At 44.2% G+C, this 20428-nt stretch carries 18 protein-coding genes and 1 pseudogene; 13 read left to right on the forward strand and 6 right to left on the reverse strand.

Translation table 11 applies throughout. From position 1 onward, the window contains the following. Positions 1 to 303: 303 nt before the first annotated feature. Both upp and WMO25_RS04110 read right to left on the reverse strand, forming a co-directional pair. Positions 304 to 942, reverse strand: coding sequence for a uracil phosphoribosyltransferase (gene upp / locus WMO25_RS04105; protein ID WP_015513531.1), 639 nt, complete (start codon positions 940 to 942; stop codon positions 304 to 306). Between the two features lie 177 nt (positions 943 to 1119). Beyond that, a complete protein-coding gene (locus WMO25_RS04110) occupies positions 1120 to 3501 on the reverse strand; it encodes an endonuclease MutS2 (RefSeq protein ID WP_349084206.1) in 2382 nt (793 codons plus the stop codon). A 153-nt stretch (positions 3502 to 3654) separates the two neighbouring features. Here WMO25_RS04110 and WMO25_RS04115 point away from each other — a divergent pair, with 153 nt between their 5' ends. The 3 genes from WMO25_RS04115 to WMO25_RS04125 all read left to right on the forward strand — a co-directional run bounded on the left by WMO25_RS04115 (position 3655) and on the right by WMO25_RS04125 (position 6246). After that, positions 3655 to 4596 carry a 3'-5' exoribonuclease YhaM family protein gene (locus tag WMO25_RS04115; protein ID WP_015513533.1) on the forward strand — a complete coding sequence of 314 codons (942 nt, stop codon included), beginning with the start codon at positions 3655 to 3657 and terminating at the stop codon, positions 4594 to 4596. A gap of 18 nt (positions 4597 to 4614) precedes the next feature. Then, positions 4615 to 5985, forward strand: a complete 1371-nt coding sequence (gene rlmD, locus WMO25_RS04120) for a 23S rRNA (uracil(1939)-C(5))-methyltransferase RlmD (protein ID WP_349084208.1) — start codon at positions 4615 to 4617, stop codon at positions 5983 to 5985. 78 nt (positions 5986 to 6063) lie between these two features. Then, positions 6064 to 6246, forward strand: a complete 183-nt coding sequence (locus tag WMO25_RS04125; RefSeq protein ID WP_253058319.1) for a hypothetical protein — start codon at positions 6064 to 6066, stop codon at positions 6244 to 6246. Between the two features lie 21 nt (positions 6247 to 6267). Here the strand turns inward: WMO25_RS04125 and WMO25_RS04130 are convergent, their stop codons facing one another. Further along, positions 6268 to 7086, reverse strand: coding sequence for an electron transfer flavoprotein subunit alpha/FixB family protein (locus WMO25_RS04130; RefSeq protein WP_349084209.1), 819 nt, complete (start codon positions 7084 to 7086; stop codon positions 6268 to 6270). Positions 7087 to 7103: 17 nt separating this feature from the next. On the opposite strand from WMO25_RS04130, the pseudogene WMO25_RS04135 reads away from it, so the two are divergent. Beyond that, positions 7104 to 7202: pseudogene (locus WMO25_RS04135) on the forward strand (acyl-CoA dehydrogenase family protein); the annotation flags it as partial. Positions 7203 to 7308: 106 nt separating this feature from the next. On the opposite strand, the gene WMO25_RS04140 reads toward WMO25_RS04135, so the two are convergent. Next, positions 7309 to 8349, reverse strand: a complete 1041-nt coding sequence (locus WMO25_RS04140; protein WP_349084211.1) for an ABC transporter substrate-binding protein — start codon at positions 8347 to 8349, stop codon at positions 7309 to 7311. 358 nt (positions 8350 to 8707) lie between these two features. On the opposite strand from WMO25_RS04140, the gene WMO25_RS04145 reads away from it, so the two are divergent. Then, on the forward strand, positions 8708 to 8923 hold the full coding sequence (locus WMO25_RS04145; RefSeq protein ID WP_015513546.1) for a helix-turn-helix domain-containing protein: 216 nt from the start codon (positions 8708 to 8710) through the stop codon (positions 8921 to 8923). A gap of 96 nt (positions 8924 to 9019) precedes the next feature. Here WMO25_RS04145 and WMO25_RS04150 read toward each other — a convergent pair whose 3' ends face one another. Continuing rightward, positions 9020 to 10342: a sodium-dependent transporter gene (locus tag WMO25_RS04150; protein ID WP_349084213.1), complete on the reverse strand. Its 1323-nt coding sequence runs from the start codon at positions 10340 to 10342 to the stop codon at positions 9020 to 9022. A 72-nt stretch (positions 10343 to 10414) separates the two neighbouring features. Here WMO25_RS04150 and WMO25_RS04155 point away from each other — a divergent pair, with 72 nt between their 5' ends. Beyond that, entirely contained in the window at positions 10415 to 10552 is a 138-nt protein-coding gene (locus WMO25_RS04155) for a hypothetical protein (RefSeq protein ID WP_349084214.1), read from the forward strand. A 348-nt stretch (positions 10553 to 10900) separates the two neighbouring features. Next, positions 10901 to 11755, forward strand: a complete 855-nt coding sequence (locus WMO25_RS04160) for a patatin-like phospholipase family protein (protein ID WP_349084216.1) — start codon at positions 10901 to 10903, stop codon at positions 11753 to 11755. 162 nt (positions 11756 to 11917) lie between these two features. On the opposite strand, the gene WMO25_RS04165 is transcribed toward WMO25_RS04160, so the two are convergent. Next, positions 11918 to 13399: a hypothetical protein gene (locus WMO25_RS04165; protein WP_349084218.1), complete on the reverse strand. Its 1482-nt coding sequence runs from the start codon at positions 13397 to 13399 to the stop codon at positions 11918 to 11920. A gap of 265 nt (positions 13400 to 13664) precedes the next feature. On the opposite strand from WMO25_RS04165, the gene WMO25_RS04170 reads away from it, so the two are divergent. The 6 genes from WMO25_RS04170 to WMO25_RS04195 form a co-directional block, all read left to right on the forward strand. Further along, positions 13665 to 15236, forward strand: a complete 1572-nt coding sequence (locus tag WMO25_RS04170) for an acyl CoA:acetate/3-ketoacid CoA transferase (protein WP_349084220.1) — start codon at positions 13665 to 13667, stop codon at positions 15234 to 15236. A gap of 46 nt (positions 15237 to 15282) precedes the next feature. Continuing rightward, positions 15283 to 15765 carry a VOC family protein gene (locus tag WMO25_RS04175; protein WP_349084221.1) on the forward strand — a complete coding sequence of 161 codons (483 nt, stop codon included), beginning with the start codon at positions 15283 to 15285 and terminating at the stop codon, positions 15763 to 15765. A gap of 31 nt (positions 15766 to 15796) precedes the next feature. Further along, the gene (locus tag WMO25_RS04180; RefSeq protein WP_349084222.1) at positions 15797 to 16582 is read left to right on the forward strand and encodes an acyl-CoA dehydratase activase; all 786 of its coding nucleotides are present in this window, start codon (positions 15797 to 15799) and stop codon (positions 16580 to 16582) included. A 31-nt stretch (positions 16583 to 16613) separates the two neighbouring features. Beyond that, entirely contained in the window at positions 16614 to 17873 is a 1260-nt protein-coding gene (locus WMO25_RS04185) for a 2-hydroxyacyl-CoA dehydratase subunit D (protein WP_349084224.1), read from the forward strand. 20 nt (positions 17874 to 17893) lie between these two features. Beyond that, positions 17894 to 19021 carry a 2-hydroxyacyl-CoA dehydratase subunit D gene (locus WMO25_RS04190; RefSeq protein WP_349084225.1) on the forward strand — a complete coding sequence of 376 codons (1128 nt, stop codon included), beginning with the start codon at positions 17894 to 17896 and terminating at the stop codon, positions 19019 to 19021. Between the two features lie 27 nt (positions 19022 to 19048). Continuing rightward, positions 19049 to 20428 (forward strand): L-lactate permease (locus WMO25_RS04195; RefSeq protein WP_349084227.1); only part of this gene is annotated, 1380 nt, incomplete at its 3' end.

Consider the following 20428-nt stretch of genomic DNA (forward strand, 5'->3'; position numbering starts at 1 on the left):
TCATGGGTCTGGCATTCTATATTCTGGACAAACTGAAACTGACGAACGACAGAGATGAATAAAATGCGCGAATAAAACGTGCGAAACGCAAGTTGATTCTTAGAAGAACATAAAGAAATAGCAGTTCAGAACCGGCAGCGAGAGCAGCCTGTTCTGAACTGCTATTTCTTTATGTTCTATTCTGGGAAATGAGCGTTTCGTCATCATATTTATCCCAACAGTCGAGGCCGACAGCGAGAGGTCAATCAAATTCTCCGTCCAAATTGTTCAAAGACTATGATATTGAAACAAAGAAACTATAAACTATTTCGTACCAAAAATTCTATCGCCTGCATCGCCAAGTCCAGGGCAGATATAGGCATGTTCGTTCAGGCAGCGATCCAGATGGCCGATGTAGATCTGAACGTCCGGATGTGCCTCGTGAAGAGCTTTGACACCTTCAGGAGCAGCGATAATACACATGAATTTGATGTTTCTGCCGCCATGTTTCTTGATCATGGTGATGGCATCAATAGCAGAACCGCCTGTTGCCAGCATTGGGTCGCAGACAACGATGGTACGTTCTTCGATCGGGCTAGGCAGTTTGCAGTAGTATTCATGAGGCTCGAAGGTTTCTTCGTCACGGTAGAGACCGATATGGCCGATTTTTGCAGATGGAACGAGAGCAAGGATACCTTCAACCATACCGAGACCTGCACGCAGGATCGGAACAATAGCCAGCTTACGGCCTGAGATCATTGGTGTCTTGCATTTTTCAATCGGTGTTTCGATTTCAACTTCTTCCAGAGGCAGGTCATTGAGGGCTTCAAAACCTTCCAGCATAGCAATCTCTTCTACCAGATGGCGAAACTCGTTTGTTCCGGTTTCTTTTTTTCTGAGGATAGAAATTTTGTGCTGGATCAGTGGATGGTTAAAATAAGTAACGTTTTCAAATTTTTCCATAATGCTCTCCTTTAATCAACATTTCTCTTATAGTTTTATGTTATTCATTTGCCATTCCTTCAGGCAAAATTATTCCAATGATAGTGTACGTGAAAATGTACATTTTTTCAATGATAAATCATGACAATTTTTGTTTTTTACAGCTGTTTTGAGTCGGCATGCACAATGGGTTGCCAATTACTTAAATTCGACGATGGTAACGCCGGTCTCACCCTCACCAAATGTTCCAAGACGATAACTCTTGACATATTTGCTCTTGCGCAGTTTTTCGTGGACAGCTTTTCGCAGAGCGCCTGTGCCGCGGCCGTGGATGATGGTGACATTCGGTATGTGGGCCAGATAAGCATCATCGAGATATTTGTCCAGATCGATCATGGCCTCATCAACGGTTTCACCGATCAGATTGATGGAAGTATTGACATGGGCCGCTTTATTCATCTTGATCTTGCCGGAGCCGGTCTTATTGATCATCGGTGTGCTAATGACTTCTTCGTCAATTGGCTCCAGATCACTGAAGTGAATACGGGATTTGAGAATGCCCATCTGGATCGACAGTTCACCTTTGCTGTTTGGCTGGGAGACAACGGTGCCTTTTAAGTCAAGGCTGCGAACATGGACGGAATCCCCCTGTTTGAAATCAGAAGCTGCATAGACCTTGGCCTTTTGGACAGTCGGCGCAGCTTTCTTGCGGTTGTTGGATTGATTCAGCTTGTCACGGACACGGCTTCGCTCCTGTTCAAGGGCTTTCATATCCACACCGCCGGATTTCGACAGTTTATTCATAGTACGGATGGTATGATCGGCATAATCCTTGGCATCCTGAAGAATATTCTGGGCTTTCTCATTGGCTTCGTTGAGAATCCGTTCTTTCTGTTTGGCAATGTTGTCATGCTTTTCTTCCAGACGTTTCTTCAGTGATTCCACCTGAGCTTTGTAAGCGGATAATTCTTCCTGCTCTTTCTCAATGGTGGCACGGCTTGTCTCAAGGTCAGCGATCAGTTCTTCAAAATTTTGTTCCTGAACATCAATATTCTTCTTTGCTTCCTCAATAATATGAGCCGGAAGGCCGAGTTTGCCGGAGATGGCAAAGGCATTGCTTTTGCCGGGAATGCCGATGAGTAAACGGTATGTCGGACTCAGGGTTGCCACGTCAAATTCGCAGCAGGCATTGCAGACCTGATCCGTTGTCAGGGCAAATACCTTCAATTCGCTGTAATGGGTAGTGGCCATGGTGGTGACATGTCGGTTCAGTAACGTTTTCAAAATAGCGATGGCCAGAGCGGCACCCTCTGTCGGGTCTGTACCGGCGCAAAGCTCATCGAAAAGCACCAGTGTCTTGGCGTCGGCCGCATTCAGTATTCTGACAATATTCGTCATATGGGATGAGAAAGTACTGAGGCTCTGCTCAATGCTCTGTTCATCGCCGATATCTGCAAAAACATCGTCAAAAATCGCCAGTTCCGAATGATCAAATGCCGGAATATGAAGACCTGCCTGCCCCATCAGTGTGAAAAGACCGACCGTTTTCAGAGAGACGGTCTTACCGCCGGTATTTGGGCCGGTGACAATAAGCATCCGGTAATCCTTGCCGAGAATCAGGTCGATTGGAACAACCTTCTTCTTGTCCAGAAGGGGATGGCGGCCTTTCTTGATGTGAATATAGCCATTCTCATTGAAAACAGGTTCGCTGCCATTGTAGGTACGGGACAGGGAAGCCTTAGCGAAAATAAAGTCCAGACGTGTCAGAACCGCAATGTCCTGTTCCAGCATAACAGCGGATTCACCTGCCAGTTCACTTAAAGTATCCAGAATATGTTCAATCTCTTCCTTTTCCTTGCTGCCGAGTTCCCGCAGATCGTTGTTCAGCTTGACAACAGCCATGGGTTCAATGAACAGTGTGGAGCCGGTGGAGGACTGGTCGTGGATCATACCCTGCACCTGTGAACGGTATTCAGCCTTGACAGGCAGGCAGTAGCGGCCGTTTCGCATGGTGACCAGGTTGTCCTGCAGTTTGGAACCGATATTTTGGGAAGAAACCATAGATGCCAGCTGTGAGTGGATGCGTTCGTTGGTCAGTTTGATCTGGCGGCGAATGGATTTCAATGTTGGACTGGCATCATCCGCCATGGTTTCTTCATCTATAATGCATCGACGGATTTCGTGGTTCAGATTCGACAGTGGTTCAATCTGTGCAAAAAGGCCCTCCAGCGAATCCTGATCTTCAGCATCGGCTTCACGGCGTCCGTAGGATTTCGCACGCAGTGCCACATCCAGAGTGGCAGCGATATTCAACAGTTCAGCCATACCGACGGTACTGCCAACCTTCAGACGGAGCAGGGAGCCGCGGATATCACGGATGCCGGAGAAGGAGAGACTGCCCTTTTTCATGACACGGGTCAGGGCGTCACTGGTCTCCATCTGTCCCTGAAGAATCTCAGAAATATCAGAGGAAGGCATCAGATTACGGCACAGCTCCTTGCCCATAGGGGAGCTGGCATAGCCGGTAAGCATATCTATGATTTTTGGGTATTCGAGAATACGCAATGCTTTTTCATTCATAAGTAAAAACCTCCAAAATAATAGTAAAGCATAACGGCCTTGTTGTCAAACTTTTCGTCTTCTCGGAAGAGCAAAAGTCTGATATACTATAGTATTGAAAACATTGATGAATTAGAAAGGCAGAACCCCGCAAAGAGCGGGCAGAGTGAGAGTATGAGATATATTAACGAATTAAAATCAGGCGATATGATTTCAGATATTTATTTGTGCAAAACGAAACAGACATTGAAGACGAAGGCAGGAAAGAGCTATTATTCTATGATGCTTCAGGATAAGACCGGTACAGTGGATGCTAAGGTCTGGGAACTGACACCGGGCATAGAATATTTTGAGCCGATGGACTTTATCAAGGTAGAAGGACAGGTGACTTCTTTCCAGGGATCACTGCAGCTGAATCTGCGCCGTATCCGCCGTGCCAAAGAAGGTGAATATATTCCGGCAGATTATATGCCGTGCAGCCGCTATAGTATAGAAGATATGTACAAAGAGCTGATGGGATATGTAGACAGCGTCAAAGAACCGCATCTGCATGAATTACTGGAATTATTCTTTGTAAAGAATACAGCATTTATCAAGTCTTTTAAGGAGCATTCTGCAGCGAAGAGCATTCATCATGGTTTTGTGGGTGGATTGCTTGAGCATACACTTAGTGTAACAAAACTCTGCGATTTTTATACAACCCGTTATCCGCATCTGAACCATGATCTGTTGATCACAGCAGCTATCTGTCATGATATTGGCAAGACAAAGGAATTATCCTTATTCCCATCCAATGATTATACAGATGAGGGACAGCTTATCGGCCATATTGTGACAGGTGTGGAGATGATCCATGACGCCATCCGTGAGATTCCGGGATTCCCTGTTGTATTGGCCAACGAGTTGAAGCATTGTATCGTGGCCCATCACGGTGAGTTGGAATACGGTTCACCGAAGAAACCGGCACTGATGGAAGCCATGGCACTGAATCTGGCGGACAATACAGATGCCCGTATGGAGACGATGACAGAGATCTTCGACCGTTCAGAAGATAATCTGGAATGGCTTGGATTTAACCGCATTTTTGAGTCGAATATCAGAAGAACGTCCAAATAATACGGAATGGAGTCAGGGATGGAGAAAAAGACAATCAAGAAGAATGATATATATACAATCGAGATTGAAGATCTGAGTACAGACGGTTCCGGTATCGGCAAGGTGGATGGCTATACACTTTTTGTGAAGGATGCACTGATCGGTGATACAGCGGAGGTCAAAGTCATCAAGACAAAGAAGCATTACGGTTACGGTCGTCTGATGCGCATCATCACACCGTCACCGGATCGTGTGGAGGCGCCGTGCCCGCATGCCCGCAGCTGCGGCGGATGTCAGATCCAGCATTTATCCTATGAACGGCAGCTGGCTTTCAAGGAGAATAAGGTCCGGAATCTGCTGAGCCGTGTGGGACATGTGGAAGATTATGTGATGCATCCGATTATTGGCATGGAGCATCCATATTATTATCGCAATAAGGCACAGTTTCCGGTGGGACTTGGCAAAGACGGACAAATCGTCACAGGATTTTATGCCGGTCACACGCATGTTATTGTAGACTCTGCCCATTGCTGTATTCAGGCACCGGTCAATGAGCAGCTGCTTGTTATTGTCAAAAAATGGATGACGGATCATGATATTGCACCTTATGATGAAACGACGCATAAAGGGCTTGTTCGACACATTCTGACAAGAGTTGGTTTTAAGACAAAGGAGATCATGGTCTGTCTCATTATCAACGGCAAAAAGCTGCCGCACAGTGAAAGTCTGGTAAAAGCCCTCCGTGAGATTCCGGGGATGACAAGTATTTCCTTTAATATCAATCAGGATAAGACTAATGTGATTCTTGGCAGTAAAGTGGTGACACTCTGGGGGCAGGATTATATTACGGACTATATTGGTGATGTCCGTTATCAGATTTCACCGCTATCTTTCTATCAGGTGAATCCGGTGCAGACAGAGAAACTTTACGGAGCGGCCCTTAAGTTTGCCAATCCGGGACCAAATGATGTTATTTGGGACTTATACTGCGGTATCGGTACCATTTCACTTTTTATGGCCAAGAAAGCCAAACAGGTCTATGGGGTTGAAATTGTTCCCCAGGCCATTGATGATGCCAAGCGCAATGCTGCAATCAATGATATACATAATGCTGAATTTTATGTGGGAAAGGCAGAAGAAGTACTGCCGCAGACTTATGAACGTGAGCATATCCATGCAGACATCATCGTGGTGGATCCACCGAGAAAGGGCTGTGACGAGAGCCTGCTGGCATGTATCACACAGATGCAGCCAAAGCGGGTGGTCTATGTCAGCTGTGATCCGGCCACACTGGCCAGAGATCTGAAGTATCTGGAAGAAAGGGATTATAAGGTCAAAGAGGTTCAGTGTGTTGATATGTTCGGGCACTCGGTTCATGTAGAAACTGTCGTTTTATTGGAGAGGAAATAGGCGGTTTTGACCATTTAACAAATCATGAAAATTGACCTATAATATGTTTAACAAGGCAGCCGGAAGGAGAATACAGATATGTCCAATAAATCAAGAGATAAGCATGAGAAAATGATAGAACAGGTCGCTGCGACAATGGCTATTGAAGATATGCCATTGTCACAAGCCTGCTATGAGAATTTAAGGGCTATGGCATCCGGCGAAAAGACACGTGAACAGATTACAAAAGAAATCACTGAAAAATATAAAAAGCGTCGTTGATTTCTAATCAGCCCTTTGTTATCAAACCGCCAGAATCTGCAGCAGATTACGGATAATGGAGTTGGCGTCTCCTCGGATGCCGTAATCACAATATTGAAAGATTGGCGAATTCAGGTTGGTGTTTACCGCAATGATACATTGACTGTTTTTCATGCCGGCCAGATGCTGGATAGCTCCGGAGATGCCGAAGGCCAGATACACTTTGGGATGAACGAAACTGCCGGTCTGGCCGATTTGCTCTGAAGGCTCTGCCCAGCCGCAGTCAACAACAGGTCTGGAGGCGCCCACTGAGGCGTCAAAGAAATCTGCCAGTCTGCGCAATGCTTCAAAGCTCTGTTCATTCATCAGGCCTCTGCCACCGGCGAAAATGAGTGGAGCGTCTTTGATATCTTTTGACACATTTTCGTGAATAATTTTTCTCACAAAAACAATTTTACCGGGAGCAGCATGGTTCCCTGGGCATTTTTCTGCAGTATTACCGGGAGCAGAGGCAGAAAGTTCAGCAACTTTGACACAGCTCTGAAGTAAATTCTGACGAGGTTCTGTGATGCCGGTGTCTTTGACAACGATGACTGTCGGTTGATCGTCAGAAAAAGCATAATGTGAAAAACTTTTGCCGTTGAGAGAGGGACGGAGGCCTTGCAGACGCCCATTGTCAACGCTTAAAGCAATGCAGTCTGTCAGCAGTGAAGCGGACAGACGTACGGCCATTTCGGCAGTTGCTTCCCGAAAAAGTGGCGTAGACGGCAGCAGAATATAATCAGTTTTTACGTTTTGAAAATAATGTGTGATTTCATATGTGAACTGTATGGCTTCGGCATCAACATATAACAAAGACACGGATTGATTTGGCAGTTCATGTTGAAAGAATGTTCCGTGATGCCAAGATCACTCAGATTTATGAAGGAACAAATGAAATCCAGCAACTGATTGTCGGTGGCGCATTATTCAGATAATTAAGTTAGCTTGCCTATTTATAGATAAAAAGAGAAAGGTCTGTATTTCCTATCACATACAGGCCTTTTTCGTGCATTCGTTCAAAGCATAAAATCCGGCATTGGGCTACTGTTCAATGGCCTGATAATCATCGCCGAGGGTGATGCCCAGATCAGAAGCAATCTGCGGATTGTAAATGCGTGTCAGACTCTGAGGGTCTTCAACAGGCATTTCGGCCGGATTCTTGCCGTTTACAAGGATGTCATAGGCCTGTTCGCCGGCACGGTAGCCGATATCATAGAAATCGATGGAGAGAGAGGCAAGGCCGCAGCCTGTACACTGGCTTTCCTCACCACAGATGATCGGTACGCCTGCAGGACGGGCAACAGCGTCGATAATGGACTGGTTGCTGGATACAACATTATCCGTTGGTACATAGATCACATCGCATTCAGAAACACAATTGTTGGTCACGGCCTGCAGGTCATTGGAATCTGAAAAACTGAAATCCTTGTGCTTAATATTCAGATCATCCAGATAAGCGGCGATATGTTCTGCCTGGTAAACAGAGTTGACTTCGGCTGAACAATAGAGGATACCGACCTGTTTTACATCAGGGAAAAGGTCAGCAATGATCTGTGCCTGCTGATCAAGCGGTGCAAGATCGTTGGTACCGGTGACATTGATGCCTGTGCAGCCATTCGCATCCAGCTCAATATCCAGTGCAGCGGCGAAACTTGTGACAGATGTGCCGACAACAGGAATTGTTGATGTGGCATTCGAGCAGGCCTGAAGGGCAGCTGTTGCATTGGCCATGATCAAATCAACACCGCCGTTGACAAACTGGTTGGCAATGGTTGCACATGTCTGGGAGTCACCCTGGGCGTTCTGAACATTGAATGCAACATGATTTTCTCCGAGCAGCTTTACCAATGCATCTTCGAATCCCTGTGTAGCTCTGTCCAGTGCATCGTGCTGGACGAGCTGGCAGATACCAATCTGATAGACTTTGTCGTCGGCTGCGGCTGTTGAAGTGTTTTCTGCAGCTGATTCAGTGGTTGTATTTGTTACGGATGAGTTGGTGTTGGAGCCGCAGCCTGCCAGGCAACCCATAGCCAAAGCTGCACAGGCAATGGCAGATAACATTTTTCTAATTCCCTTTTTCATTCGTTTCCTCCTTGTACGTAACTTCTGAATCGTGATGTGAAGATTACGATTGACTTTCCTTCTTAAAAATATAAACATAACTGTCGGTTTAAAGCGTTGCGCTTTAAATCGATAAATTAAATTATAACATTATTTACGCAACAATTCAACAGGGAAATCATTTGAAATTAAGTTAGTTGTATGATAGGCTGCAATTATAAAAAGTACATAAAGAGTGTAAAATATTTAAAACACATTGTGTAGTATACAAAAGTGCGATATAATAGACGTAAGATGTAATATTTTAAAGAGCGAATCGGAGACATACAAGGCTATATATGTCTGCGGATGTGCGTGATTTGAGGAGGAAAATGAGATTATGACAGAGTGCCAACAGAAGATTAAAGAATTAAGAGAAATAACAGGGATGAACAGAAGACAGTTTTGTGAGGCATTTGAGATTCCTTACAGGACAGTCACTGAGTGGGAGCGCGGAACGAGAAATGCGCCAAAATATGTTCTGAAGTTTATGGAGTATTATATTCAGAATGAAAAAGTGAAGAAAGAAAATGAACAGGAAGCTTCGGAGAACTAAGTCGGTTCTGAAGGCGTTAGTAGCCGGAATTAAGAACAAGGTGAGATAAGAGGAGTCTGTGCAGCATATCAAAGAAAATGCTGTACAGGCTCCTTTTTAGCCGATACCACCCAGTGCGATACCGAGAATCAAAACCAGAAAACAAATCGGAATGTAAATGTATTTGCAAATTGGGAAGAACAGCCCGGTAAAAGGCTTTTCACGGCCGGTGTTGACCTGCTTTTCTACATATTTTTTGCCGAGGACCCAGAAGAACATAATCCCTGCCAGACCTGCACCAAGAGGGCAGATGTAAATGGACAGTACATCCATCCAGTCGGAGACAATGCCCTGGATCAGCATGGAAACGACGATGCCGATGGCTGCGATAACGAGACAGGATGCTTTTCTTCCGAGGCCGGTTTTCTCCTGAATGGTGGCGATAGGAGCCTCATAAAGGTTCATCAGAGAGGACATACCGGCCAAAAAGACAGCCGCAAAGAAGATAATAGCAATTATTCTTCCGCCGGGCATGGCTTTGATCAGATGAGGCAGGTAGATGAATAATAATCCGGGACCGCCCTGATCGAGCTGTGCACCTGTGGTGGCCATGGCAGGGATAATGACCAGGGCAGCCAGCATAGCGGCGATGGTATCAAAAAAAGCAACTCTGGCTGCGGAAGCTGGGACGTCTTCTGTATCCGGAAGATAGGAACCGTAGATCAGAGTACCATTTCCTGCTACAGACAGAGAGAAGAATGCCTGACCAAGAGCAAAAATCCATGTGACTGGATCGGACAGTGCCTTTGGATCGACTCTGAAAATATAATGGTATCCATCGACGGCACCGGGTTGGAAAGCAACATAAATGTCGAGAATGATGAACAGGACAAAGAAAACAGGCATCATGATCTTGTTGGCTTTCTCAATGCCGCTGCCGACACCGAACATCAGAATGATCATGCAGATCACTAAAGCGGCAGTCTGCCAGAAATTATTGCCGAAGGAAGAGGCCATTGAGCCGAAAGCACCGGCAAAGCCATCAATATCGGCAGGGGCCAGAACAGCACCGGTAAAAGTCCCGATGGTATACTTCAAAATCCAGCCCATGACAACGGTGTAGCCAATAGCCATGGCCAGTGCGCCAAGAACCGGAATCCATCCTAAGGCTTCTCCTGCCTTGCGATGTCCTCTGGATTCACAGGCAATGCCGAAGGCGTCGATAGGGCCGGAACGGGTGGCACGGCCAAAACTCATTTCACTGATAACTCCCGTAAAGCCGATCAGGATGACAAAGATAAAATAAGGGATAAGGAAAGCCCCGCCTCCGTAGAGAGAGACGCGGGTTGGAAACATCCAGATATTGCCCATGCCGACTGCAGAACCGATGCAGGCCAGTATAAAGCCCCATCGGCTGTTAAAAGATTCTCTTTTTCTCATATCATATCCTTTCAAGAGTTTCGTTTATTTATTCTAAAAAATATTACTATGTTTTGATGGAAAATTCAAGTTTTGAATATGCATATCTATCATAAATATACAGCCGGAGATATCAAAGGGGCTCTTGAGGCTCAGTATAAACTGAATCCGGTCCGTCTGGCCATGGATGCTGCAAGCTTCCCAGTGGCAGCAAAAGATATGGCACATTGAGAGGCAGAGAAGTGGGGGCACCTTATTTGCCGAATAAGCTCACAGGACCGGGAAAAGCTTTTGATAAGATGCATTTTGATCTATAGAAATATAGGAACAACTTTTTTATCTGTACAATGCCGTTTTGATATTTAACAGATAGGAAGAACAGATGATATATCATTGGAAATTGATCGGATATGAAAACGAGATGAAAAAATTGTATACAAAAATGTTGTGAAAGCGACAAAATCAAAAAATTGTCATGACATCTGATTTTTATTTTATGTTAGAATATATCGCAGAACAAACAGGTTGAATAGGAAAAACAATAAGTGATTATAGAATAAATAATGGAGATTGATGACAATGAGTAAGATTGGCTTGGTATTGGAAGGCGGCGGCATGAAATGTGCCTATACCGCCGGAATTCTGGATGCCATGATGGATAATGGCGTCACTTTTGATTATTGTATCGGTGTTTCAGCCGGTTCGGCCAATGGGGTTTCTTTTGTAGCTGGACAGCGGGGCAGAAATATCCGCTTTTACACAGAGCATATTAATGAGAAGGGCTATTTTGGTCTTTCTTCTTTTTTGAAGACGGGTAATCTTTTCGGGCTCCAGTATATATATGGAACACTGACCAATTCCGGTGGCGCAGATCCGCTGGATTTTGATGCCTTTATGAAAAGTCCGATGGAATACTGGCTGGTGGCAACGGATGCTCAGACAGGCAAGCCGACTTATTTCAGCAAGAAAGATATGCATAAGGATGATTATCGTCATGTGATGGCATCCTGTGCGATTCCTGCAGTCTGCAGGCCTGTTGAGATCAATGGAAGATTTTACTACGATGGCGGTGTGTCGGATTCTATTCCTGTTCAGAAAGCCATGGATGACGGCTGTGACAAGCTGGTTGTCATTTTGACCAAGCCCCATGACTTTGTGAAGGAGCCGGAGAAAGACCGGTTTATTTACAAGAGATTATGCAGAAAATATCCGAACATCATCGAAGCACTGGATCACAGACATATCATGTACAAAGCCTGCCAGGATAAAATGTTTGCGTTGGAAAAGTCAGGTAAAGTATTTGTTTTTGCACCGGAACACGTACTAGGCGGCGGCACTTACAGCATGGATGCCAAGGAGGAAGAGGCTATTTATGAGATGGGCATCAGGGATTTTTATGTACAGCAGGAAAAACTGAAGGCTTTTATGAAGTAAGTGTTGTAGAGTAAAGTTTTACCCATGAGAGTGCCATATTCAATTCCCGGCTAGAGTGCTTTTGAAAAGTTCAATGGCGTGCTGCTCAAAAACATCGAAAAGGGATTAGAATAATCTCATTTTAATCCCTTTATGTATACCTGGAGCAACACGCCTCTCGTCTTACTTTTTGAAAGCACTCAAATCGATCATTCGATGGACAAGGGAGCTGTATTTATCGTAAAATGTCTTCAGGCTTTCTGCATCGTAGTGGCTGCAGAAATCGGCATTTTTCAGATCGTCCAGGTAACTGCTGATCCTCTGGATCAGCTGGTCAGAGAGGACAGAATAAAAGTAAGGACCGACGTCTGTATGATAGCGCCCCGGATTCTTCAGGAACAGCTTTTTACGATTGTTGAAAATGGAGAAATGTATCATCTGCTGTTTGTTGACTAATTGTTCGTCATCGACAACATAGAAGTGGATATTCCGATTCTTTTTGGAAAGAGCCAGTACATTCTCAATGTGCAGCTTGCGCTCTTCCGGTGTCATATGATAAACCACATCTGCGAAAATAATCTCACCATCATCAATATACTTCATTAAAGAGGATTTCAGTATATAGAAATCCAATGTATTCTTCTCAAAAATCTCTTCCCATGTGATCTGAAGCTGAGCCACAATAAGGGCCATAAATTCATCATGATAATCTTCTTTGGCAACGTTGATGATCTTATCCCAGCATTCCTGAGGCAGCAGATATTCAAAGCCAAGCGTCAGAAGGAACTGGAAGTTGTCCTTGGTATAAAAGTCTGTACGATAACCGTGCTGGTAGAATTCAAGCTGTTCTGTTGCATGGGCCAGAAGATCTGCTGTACGGAAAGCGGGCAGCGTGCGGACATAGATCTGATTCACTTTCTCAGGATCGAAGATCACACTGGCTACATTGACACGATTGTATTGGTCAAGGGCACAGATAATGGCTACGCGGTCCTTCACTACAATGGTATTCAATGTGTGCATGAGGGTGTTGTCATAAAAATCAAAGGAAATGGCACGGTTTGCATTGATAAAATAGTAAAGGGCTTTGAGTCCGTCATTGTTGTCGGCATAGAGAAGATCTGTGTCAATACCGACTTTCACATTGACCGGGTGCTTGGCTGTCAGATGGGAGTAGGAAGTGGAAGGTCTGTCCATGGCAAAGCGACAGACATCCAGTGTGCATAAGACATCCAGAGCATCATCATAATCCAGAAGCATCTGCGGCAGTTCATGATCAAAGAAATTGTAAATATCATTGGCCAGCGTCAGAATGCGCGGTTTATAGGTGGTCTGCTGCTTCAATTCCGTGGAAGCTTTACTGCAGGAGCTGCTGTAGTTCTCCTTTAATAAAGTATAGATGGTGTTCTCGAGATTGTCCGGACAGACTTCTGTTGAAAAAGTCTTTTCAAAATCTCCCAGAATTTCCTGGCTCAAAATCTCCTGAGCAAAAAGTGAAGCCATGCTTCTGTTGATCTCCGGGGCCATCTTGGCAGCGGGCAGCATGGATTTGTTGCACCATTTGCTTATGTAAGATACGTCATAACCAATCACATCTGAAATTGTGGACAGTTTCGAACCAGTCAGCTGGATCAGCTGCTTTAATACAGTTCCATATGCATTCATAATAATACCCCTTTGTTATTTATCAAATTCAATAGCACATTGCTTGCATACAATCGTTGTATATAGTTTAGTATGCCAACATGTTATGAAATTGTCAAGTAAAAAATTGAATCAACTAGAATTCAATTTGCAAAACTTGAGTAAAGCACACACAAATTGATTTTATTGCTTCAAAGCTGATAAAAACTTACAATAGACCCATCGAAAGAAAGAAAAAAATGTATAAAATCGACAACAATTAACAAACTTGATGGAGGGATTCGAGATGGGTAAAGTTAAAGTCTTAACAGCGAGACAGGCCGCTGATCTGATCAAAGATGGCGACACAGTGACTTTAAGCGGATTCGTTGCAAATGGTATTGCAGAAGCTTTGAATGCAGCAGCTGAGGAGAGATTTCTTGAGACAGGACATCCAAAGGATCTGACATTATTCTGGGTAGCCGGTACAGGCAACAAGGATGGCAGTCACGCCGATCATTATGCACATGAAGGCATGGTCAAGAAAGTTATCGGCGGACATTTCAATTTTGTTCCTAAGATCTGCGAAATGCTTTCAGAGAATAAAATCGAAGGCTACAATGTTCCACAGGGTGCCATTGCTCAGATGCTCAGAGATAATGCAGCACACAAAGTAGGAACCATCAGCCACGTTGGTATCGGCACATTTGCAGATCCAAGAAACGGCGGCGGACGTTTAAGTGAGAAGACAAAAGAAGATATCGTTAAGGTCATCGAACTGGAAGGTCAGGAACAGTTATTCTATCCTAGAATTCCTCTGGATGTGGCTTTTATCCGTGGTACATATGCTGATGAGTTAGGTAACATCACTTTAGAAAAAGAAATGGCTCCTCTGGATGCAACATCTCAGGCAATGGCTGTTCACAACAATGGCGGTCTGGTTGTTGTTCAGGTTGAAAGAGTTGTCAAAGCAGGTCATCTTGATCCGAAGCTTGTAAAGATTCCTGGTATTTATGTAGACGCTGTTGTTGAATGTCCGGCAGATGATCCGAAACAGTCACAGAGTATCAACTGTACATATGATCCGGCTTATGCAGGTAACACACAGGTACCTGTATCCAGCCTTGAACCAAAGAAACTGGATGCCAAGAAGATCATCGGCCGCCGTGCAGCAATGGAATTAAAGAAAAACGTTGTTGTTAACCTTGGTGTTGGTGTTCCTGAATGGGTATCTTCTGTAGCAGCTGAAGAAGGCGTAGCAGATGAAATGACATTGACTGTTGAGTGTGGTCCTGTCGGCGGTGTACCTGGCGGCGGCCTCAGATTTGGTGGTTCTGTTAATGCACAGGCTTACATGGATGAAGGTTATCAGTTCGACTTCTACGATGGCGGCGGTTTGGATCTTTGCTTCCTTGGTCTTGCAGAAGTCGACATCAACGGTGATGTGAATGTCAGCCGTCTCGGAACAAGAATCACAGGCAGCGGCGGTTTCACTAATATTTCTTCTAATTCAAAGAAAGCTGTTTTCTGCGGTACATTTACAAATGGTGTGAAGATTCAGACAGGCGACGGCAAGCTGACAATCCTTGAAGAAGGTAAGAAACATAAATTTGTCAATAAAGTAACTGAAATCACATTCTCAGGTGTAGTTGCCGGAAAGGCAGGTAAAGATGTCCTCTATGTGACAGAGCGTGCAGTCTTCGCATTGAAGGCAGATGGTATTCATCTGATCGAAGTAGCACCTGGCATCGATGTTCAGACACAGGTTCTCGATGAAATGGATTTTGCACCGATCGTTGACCGGGATGCAGATGGCAATGTGAAATTAATGGATGCCAGAATCTTCAAAGATGAAGTCATGGGCATGACAATTGAGTAAAAAACAGTTTTTTATAAATAATATCAAACAGGGAGGATTTATTATCATGGAAAACTTATTTGCAAACACAGGAATTGGCAAACACATTATCAGAACACATCATTGGGGTATTGTTTTACCTACATTGGAAAAAGCAGAAGCTTTTATGAAAACATTTGGTCTTCAGGAAGATTACAGAGGCCATGTAAAAGCTTATGATTCAGATCTGATCTTCACAAAACACGGCAACGGTGTAGACGCAGTTGAATTTATCATTCCATTATCAGGCGTTTTGACAGAGTTCAACAAAGGTAAAGGCGGTATCGCTCATGTAGCTTACCTTGTAGATGATATCAATGCTGTTTCAGAAGAAATCAAAGCCATGGGTTATGAACTTCTTGAAAAAGAACCTCAGGAAGGTACAGAAGATATCATTGTTAACTTTATCCGTCCAAAATATACACAGGGTATTCTTGTAGAACTGATCCAGCAGGTTGGTGACATCAATTACGATGCAACATTCACAAGCCGCTGGGGCAACGAAAAATAATTATAAGCGATAATGACAGGAGGAAATGTCAGTGTACACATTAGGTATTGATATTGGTTCCGCTTCCAGTAAAGCGGTGATCTTAAAGGATGGAACGGATGTTGTCGCATCAGCAGTCGTTCAGGTAGGTACGGGAACTTCAGGTCCGGGACGTGTTCTGGAAGAAGTTTTCAGTAATGTCGATTTAACACAGGAAGACATGGATTATACAGTAGCAACAGGTTATGGCCGTTTTTCTGTAGAAAATGCAGACAAACAGCTCAGTGAGATTACCTGCCATGCAAAGGGAATTTTTCACCTTGTGCCATCTGTAAGAACCATCATTGATATCGGCGGTCAGGACGCTAAAGCCATTCAGTTGGATGCAAAGGGAAATATCCAGAAATTTGTAATGAATGATAAATGTGCTGCCGGTACAGGGCGTTTCCTGGATGTGATGTCAAGAGTATTGGAGGTTCCCCTTGATCAGATGGGCAAAGTTCATTTCCAGGCAAAGGAATGGGCACAGGTCAGCAGTACATGTACGGTATTTGCTGAATCTGAAGTTATTTCCCAGCTGTCCAAGGGACTGCCGAGAGAAAGTATTGTCGCAGGTGTTCATCAGTCTGTAGCCAGTAAGGCGTGTTCTTTAGCATACCGTATAGGGGTTAAAAACGATGTGGTTATGTGCGGTGGTGTTGCACAAAATGCAGGCGTTGTAGACGCAATTGAGAAAGAGTTAAAGCAGAGTATTATTGTTGCACCGCACCCTCAGATCACAGGAGCTCTCGGAGCGGCACTGATGGCATACGAAGAATTAATGAAAGCGAATAAATAAACCCAATTTAATGGAAGGAAGGTAAAAATTTATGGAATTTAATGCAATGGAAGCCAGCGCAAAAGAATGTTTGGCATATTATCAGGCAAAACTCGATGAAGAAGCATGGGAGGCTAAAAAGAACGGTAAGCTTGTCTGTTGGTCAGCTTCTGTCGCTCCACCAGAATTTTGTGTAGCTATGGATATCGCTATGGTTTATCCTGAAACACATGCAGCAGGCGCAGGCGCAAGAAAAGCATCTATGGATCTTCTTGAAGTAGCAGATGAAAAAGGCTACAACATCGATATCTGTTCATATGCACGTACAAACCTCGGTTATATGGAACTGCTGAAACAGGAAGCTTTAACAGGTCAGAAACCTGAAAAACTTGCTAATTCCAAAGCAGCTTATGTTCCGCTTCCGGACCTGGTTATCACATGTAACAACATCTGTAATACACTGCTGAAATGGTATGAAAACCTTGCAAAGGAACTGAACATTCCATGTATCATCATCGATGTTCCTTTCAACCATACAATGCCTGTATCCCGTCATAACAAAGAGTATATTGCAGATCAGTACAGAGCAGCCATCAAACAGCTGGAAGAAATCACAGGCAGAGCATTTGATTATGATAAATTCTTTGCAGTTCAGGAACAGGTACAGCGTTCTGTATTCTGGTGGAACAAGGTAGCATCATATGCACAGCGTAAACCATCTCCACTGAATGGTTTTGACCTGTTCAACTACATGGCACTGATCGTTTGCGCAAGAGCAAGAGATTATGCTGAAATTACATTCCACAAATTTGCTGATGAATTGGAAGCAAAGGATGCTGCCGGTCAGTACGCATTCGGTGCACCGGAAAATGAAAAGCATCGTGTTACATGGGAAGGTATCGCTGTATGGACTTACCTTGGTGCAACATTCAAGGGCTTAAAGAATCAGGGCGCTGTTATGACAGGTTCTGCTTACCCAGGCCTCTGGAGCCTCGTATACACACCAGGTGATCTTGAATCCATGGCTGAAGCTTATACAAATGTTTATATCAATACATGCGGTCCTAACAGATACGAAGAATTCTACAAAGTTGTTAAGAATTCCAAGAGTGACGGTATCGTTCTCCATCTGAACAGAAGCTGTAAACTGATGGGTCTGTTAAATAATGAAGGCGCAGAATATGTCAATGCAAAACTGGGTGTACCATATGTCAGCTTCGACGGTGACCAGACAGATCCTCGTGTCTTCACACCAGCTCAGTATGAGACACGTGTTCAGGCATTAACAGAGATGATGGACGAAAATCAGTAATCAGAGGAGGAATATATAAGATGAGAACAGCGAAAGAGATCATTAATGAGTTTAAAGCAATTGCTGACAATCCTAGAAAAGCAATGGATGACTATAAAAAAGAAACCGGTAAAGGTGCAGTAGGTATCATGCCTGTATACTGTCCAGAAGAAATCGTACATGCAGCAGGCTATCTGCCAATCGGTATGTGGGGTGCACAGAAGAAACAGATTTCAAAAGCACGTACTTATCTGCCTCCATTTGCATGCTCCATTATGCAGTCTGTCATGGAATTACAGTTAGAAGGCGTTTATGATGACCTGGAAGCAGTCATCTTCTCTGTACCATGTGATACATTAAAATGTATGAGCCAGAAATGGAACCGTCCGGTACCTGCTATCGTATTTACACATCCTCAGAACCGTAAGATCGCAAAGGATGCAGCGAATGTATTTGCTCGTGAAGAGTTCAATATTGTTAAAGAGAAACTGGAAGACATCCTTGATGTTCATATTTCTAATAAAGCAATCAAAAACAGTATTGCAGTTTACAATGAAAACAGAGCAGCTTGCCGTGAATTCTCTGATGTAGCAGCAGAATATGCAGCAGTTGTTACACCATCCGACAGACATGCAGTTATCAAAGCACGTTGGTTCATGGAGAAATCCCGTCATACAGCACTTGTTAAAGAACTGATCGCAGCTCTGAAAGCTGAACCGGCTCCTGAATTCAAGGGCAAGAAGATTATCGTTACAGGTATTCAGGTTGAGCCATATGATGTGCTTGATATCTTCCAGGAAAATGGTTTTGCTATTGTAGCAGATGATCTTGCTCAGGAAACACGTAACTTCCGTCAGGATGTTCCTGATGATGACGATGCACTGATGGCACTGGCAAGAGCTTGGAATGAATTTGATGGATGTTCACTGGCAACAGATGTCAATAAACCAAAGGGTCAGATGATCATTGATGCAGTTAAGAAATACGGCGCAGACGCTGTTGTTGTATGCATGATGAAATTCTGTGATCCGGAAGAATTTGATTATCCGATCCTTCTTCAGGAATTCGAGGCAGCAGGAGTGAAAAACCTGTATATCGAGGTAGATCAGGAATCTACAGCATTTGAACAGGTTAAAACACGAATTCAGACTTTCGCAGAAATTCTGTAATAACAAAAACAGAGAGGGGTTTACAGTATGTTTGCGATTATAGCCTTTATTCCGATTATTGTAACGATTATTGTCATGGCCGGTTTTAACTGGCCTGCAAAAATCGCTCTGCCTCTGGCGTGGCTCATTACAGCCGTTGTATGCTTCTTCGGATGGCAGATGGATTTTATTACAATTGCAGCACACACCGTATCTGGATTCCTTACATCCATTGATACAATCGTCATTATTTTAGGTGCAATTTTAATCATGAACACGTTGAAACATTCCGGGGGTATGGATGTTATCAACCATATGTTCACCAACATCAGCGATGACCCACGCATTCAGTTGATTATTATCGGCTTTATGTTTGGCGCATTCATAGAAGGTGCCGCAGGTTTTGGTACACCTGCAGCACTGGCTGCCCCTCTGCTGATCAGTGTCGGTTTTCCTCCTTTATGTGCCGCCATGGTGGCACTTGTACTGAATAGCACACCTGTCCCTTTTGGTGCTGTCGGTACGCCGGCTGGTACTGCATTTAATATGGTCAGCGGAGAAGTAGCAGAATCAGGTATCGTCAATGTCGAGGCCTGGAAACTTGGATTGACAAAATGGGTTGCTATTCCAAGTGCAATCATTTGTCCAATCATCATTTTTGTAGCAATGTGCATGATGTGTAAAATGTTTGGCAAGACAAAATCCATCAAACCGGCACTGGAATGTATTCCATATATTCTGATGTCAGCAGTGGCTTTCTGTGTGCCATATATCATCTGTGCGATGTTCCTCGGACCAGAATTCCCATCACTGATCGGTGCGCTGATCGCATTGGTCATCTGTATTGTGACAGCTCGAAAGGGTATTCTCGTTCCAAAGTCAAAATTTGAATTCCCGGCTCGTTCCGAATGGGATGCAGCATGGAAATCTGCAACAGCAGAAGAAACAGAACAGACAGAAACTGAAAATAAAGTTGTGGAAAGTAAGATTTCACCGGTGATGGCATGGGTGCCATACGGACTGATCGCCATCATCCTTGTTGTGACACGTATTCCTCAGCTGGGTATTAAAGGTATTCTGAATGTTTCTACCGCACCGTTTGCGTTAACACTCAGCCATATTTTTGGCGTAGAAGTTAACTGGAGCTTTAAATGGGCATGGAATCCTGGCGTTCTGCCATTCATCCTTGTTGCACTGCTGATCATTCCGCTTCATAAGATGAAAGCAGAGCAGGTGAAAGCGGCATGGAAAGAAACCGGACAGATGGTCGGCGGCGCAGCGATCGCCCTGATGTTTGGTATCGCGATGGTACAGCTTTTCAGAAACTCCGGTGCTCAGTTCAATCACAGTGGTATGGACAGTATGCTGATCGTTATGGCAAATGGTATGGCCGATCTGTTTGGTAAGGCTTACATTATTGTATCACCG

This window comes from Coprococcus intestinihominis (genome assembly GCF_040096555.1).
Lineage (GTDB): Bacteria > Bacillota > Clostridia > Lachnospirales > Lachnospiraceae > Coprococcus_A > Coprococcus_A intestinihominis.

Bases quoted from the DNA above. Each gene is read 5' to 3' on its own strand.
- upp (WP_015513531.1), bottom strand. From the start codon at position 942: ATGGAAAAATTTGAAAACGTTACTTATTTTAACCATCCACTGATCCAG.
- WMO25_RS04110 (WP_349084206.1), bottom strand. From the start codon at position 3,501: ATGAATGAAAAAGCATTGCGTATTCTCGAATACCCAAAAATCATAGAT.
- WMO25_RS04115 (WP_015513533.1), top strand. From the start codon at position 3,655: ATGAGATATATTAACGAATTAAAATCAGGCGATATGATTTCAGATATT.
- rlmD (WP_349084208.1), top strand. From the start codon at position 4,615: ATGGAGAAAAAGACAATCAAGAAGAATGATATATATACAATCGAGATT.
- WMO25_RS04125 (WP_253058319.1), top strand. From the start codon at position 6,064: ATGTCCAATAAATCAAGAGATAAGCATGAGAAAATGATAGAACAGGTC.
- WMO25_RS04140 (WP_349084211.1), bottom strand. From the start codon at position 8,349: ATGAAAAAGGGAATTAGAAAAATGTTATCTGCCATTGCCTGTGCAGCT.
- WMO25_RS04145 (WP_015513546.1), top strand. From the start codon at position 8,708: ATGACAGAGTGCCAACAGAAGATTAAAGAATTAAGAGAAATAACAGGG.
- WMO25_RS04150 (WP_349084213.1), bottom strand. From the start codon at position 10,342: ATGAGAAAAAGAGAATCTTTTAACAGCCGATGGGGCTTTATACTGGCC.
- WMO25_RS04160 (WP_349084216.1), top strand. From the start codon at position 10,901: ATGAGTAAGATTGGCTTGGTATTGGAAGGCGGCGGCATGAAATGTGCC.
- WMO25_RS04165 (WP_349084218.1), bottom strand. From the start codon at position 13,399: ATGAATGCATATGGAACTGTATTAAAGCAGCTGATCCAGCTGACTGGT.
- WMO25_RS04170 (WP_349084220.1), top strand. From the start codon at position 13,665: ATGGGTAAAGTTAAAGTCTTAACAGCGAGACAGGCCGCTGATCTGATC.
- WMO25_RS04175 (WP_349084221.1), top strand. From the start codon at position 15,283: ATGGAAAACTTATTTGCAAACACAGGAATTGGCAAACACATTATCAGA.
- WMO25_RS04185 (WP_349084224.1), top strand. From the start codon at position 16,614: ATGGAATTTAATGCAATGGAAGCCAGCGCAAAAGAATGTTTGGCATAT.
- WMO25_RS04190 (WP_349084225.1), top strand. From the start codon at position 17,894: ATGAGAACAGCGAAAGAGATCATTAATGAGTTTAAAGCAATTGCTGAC.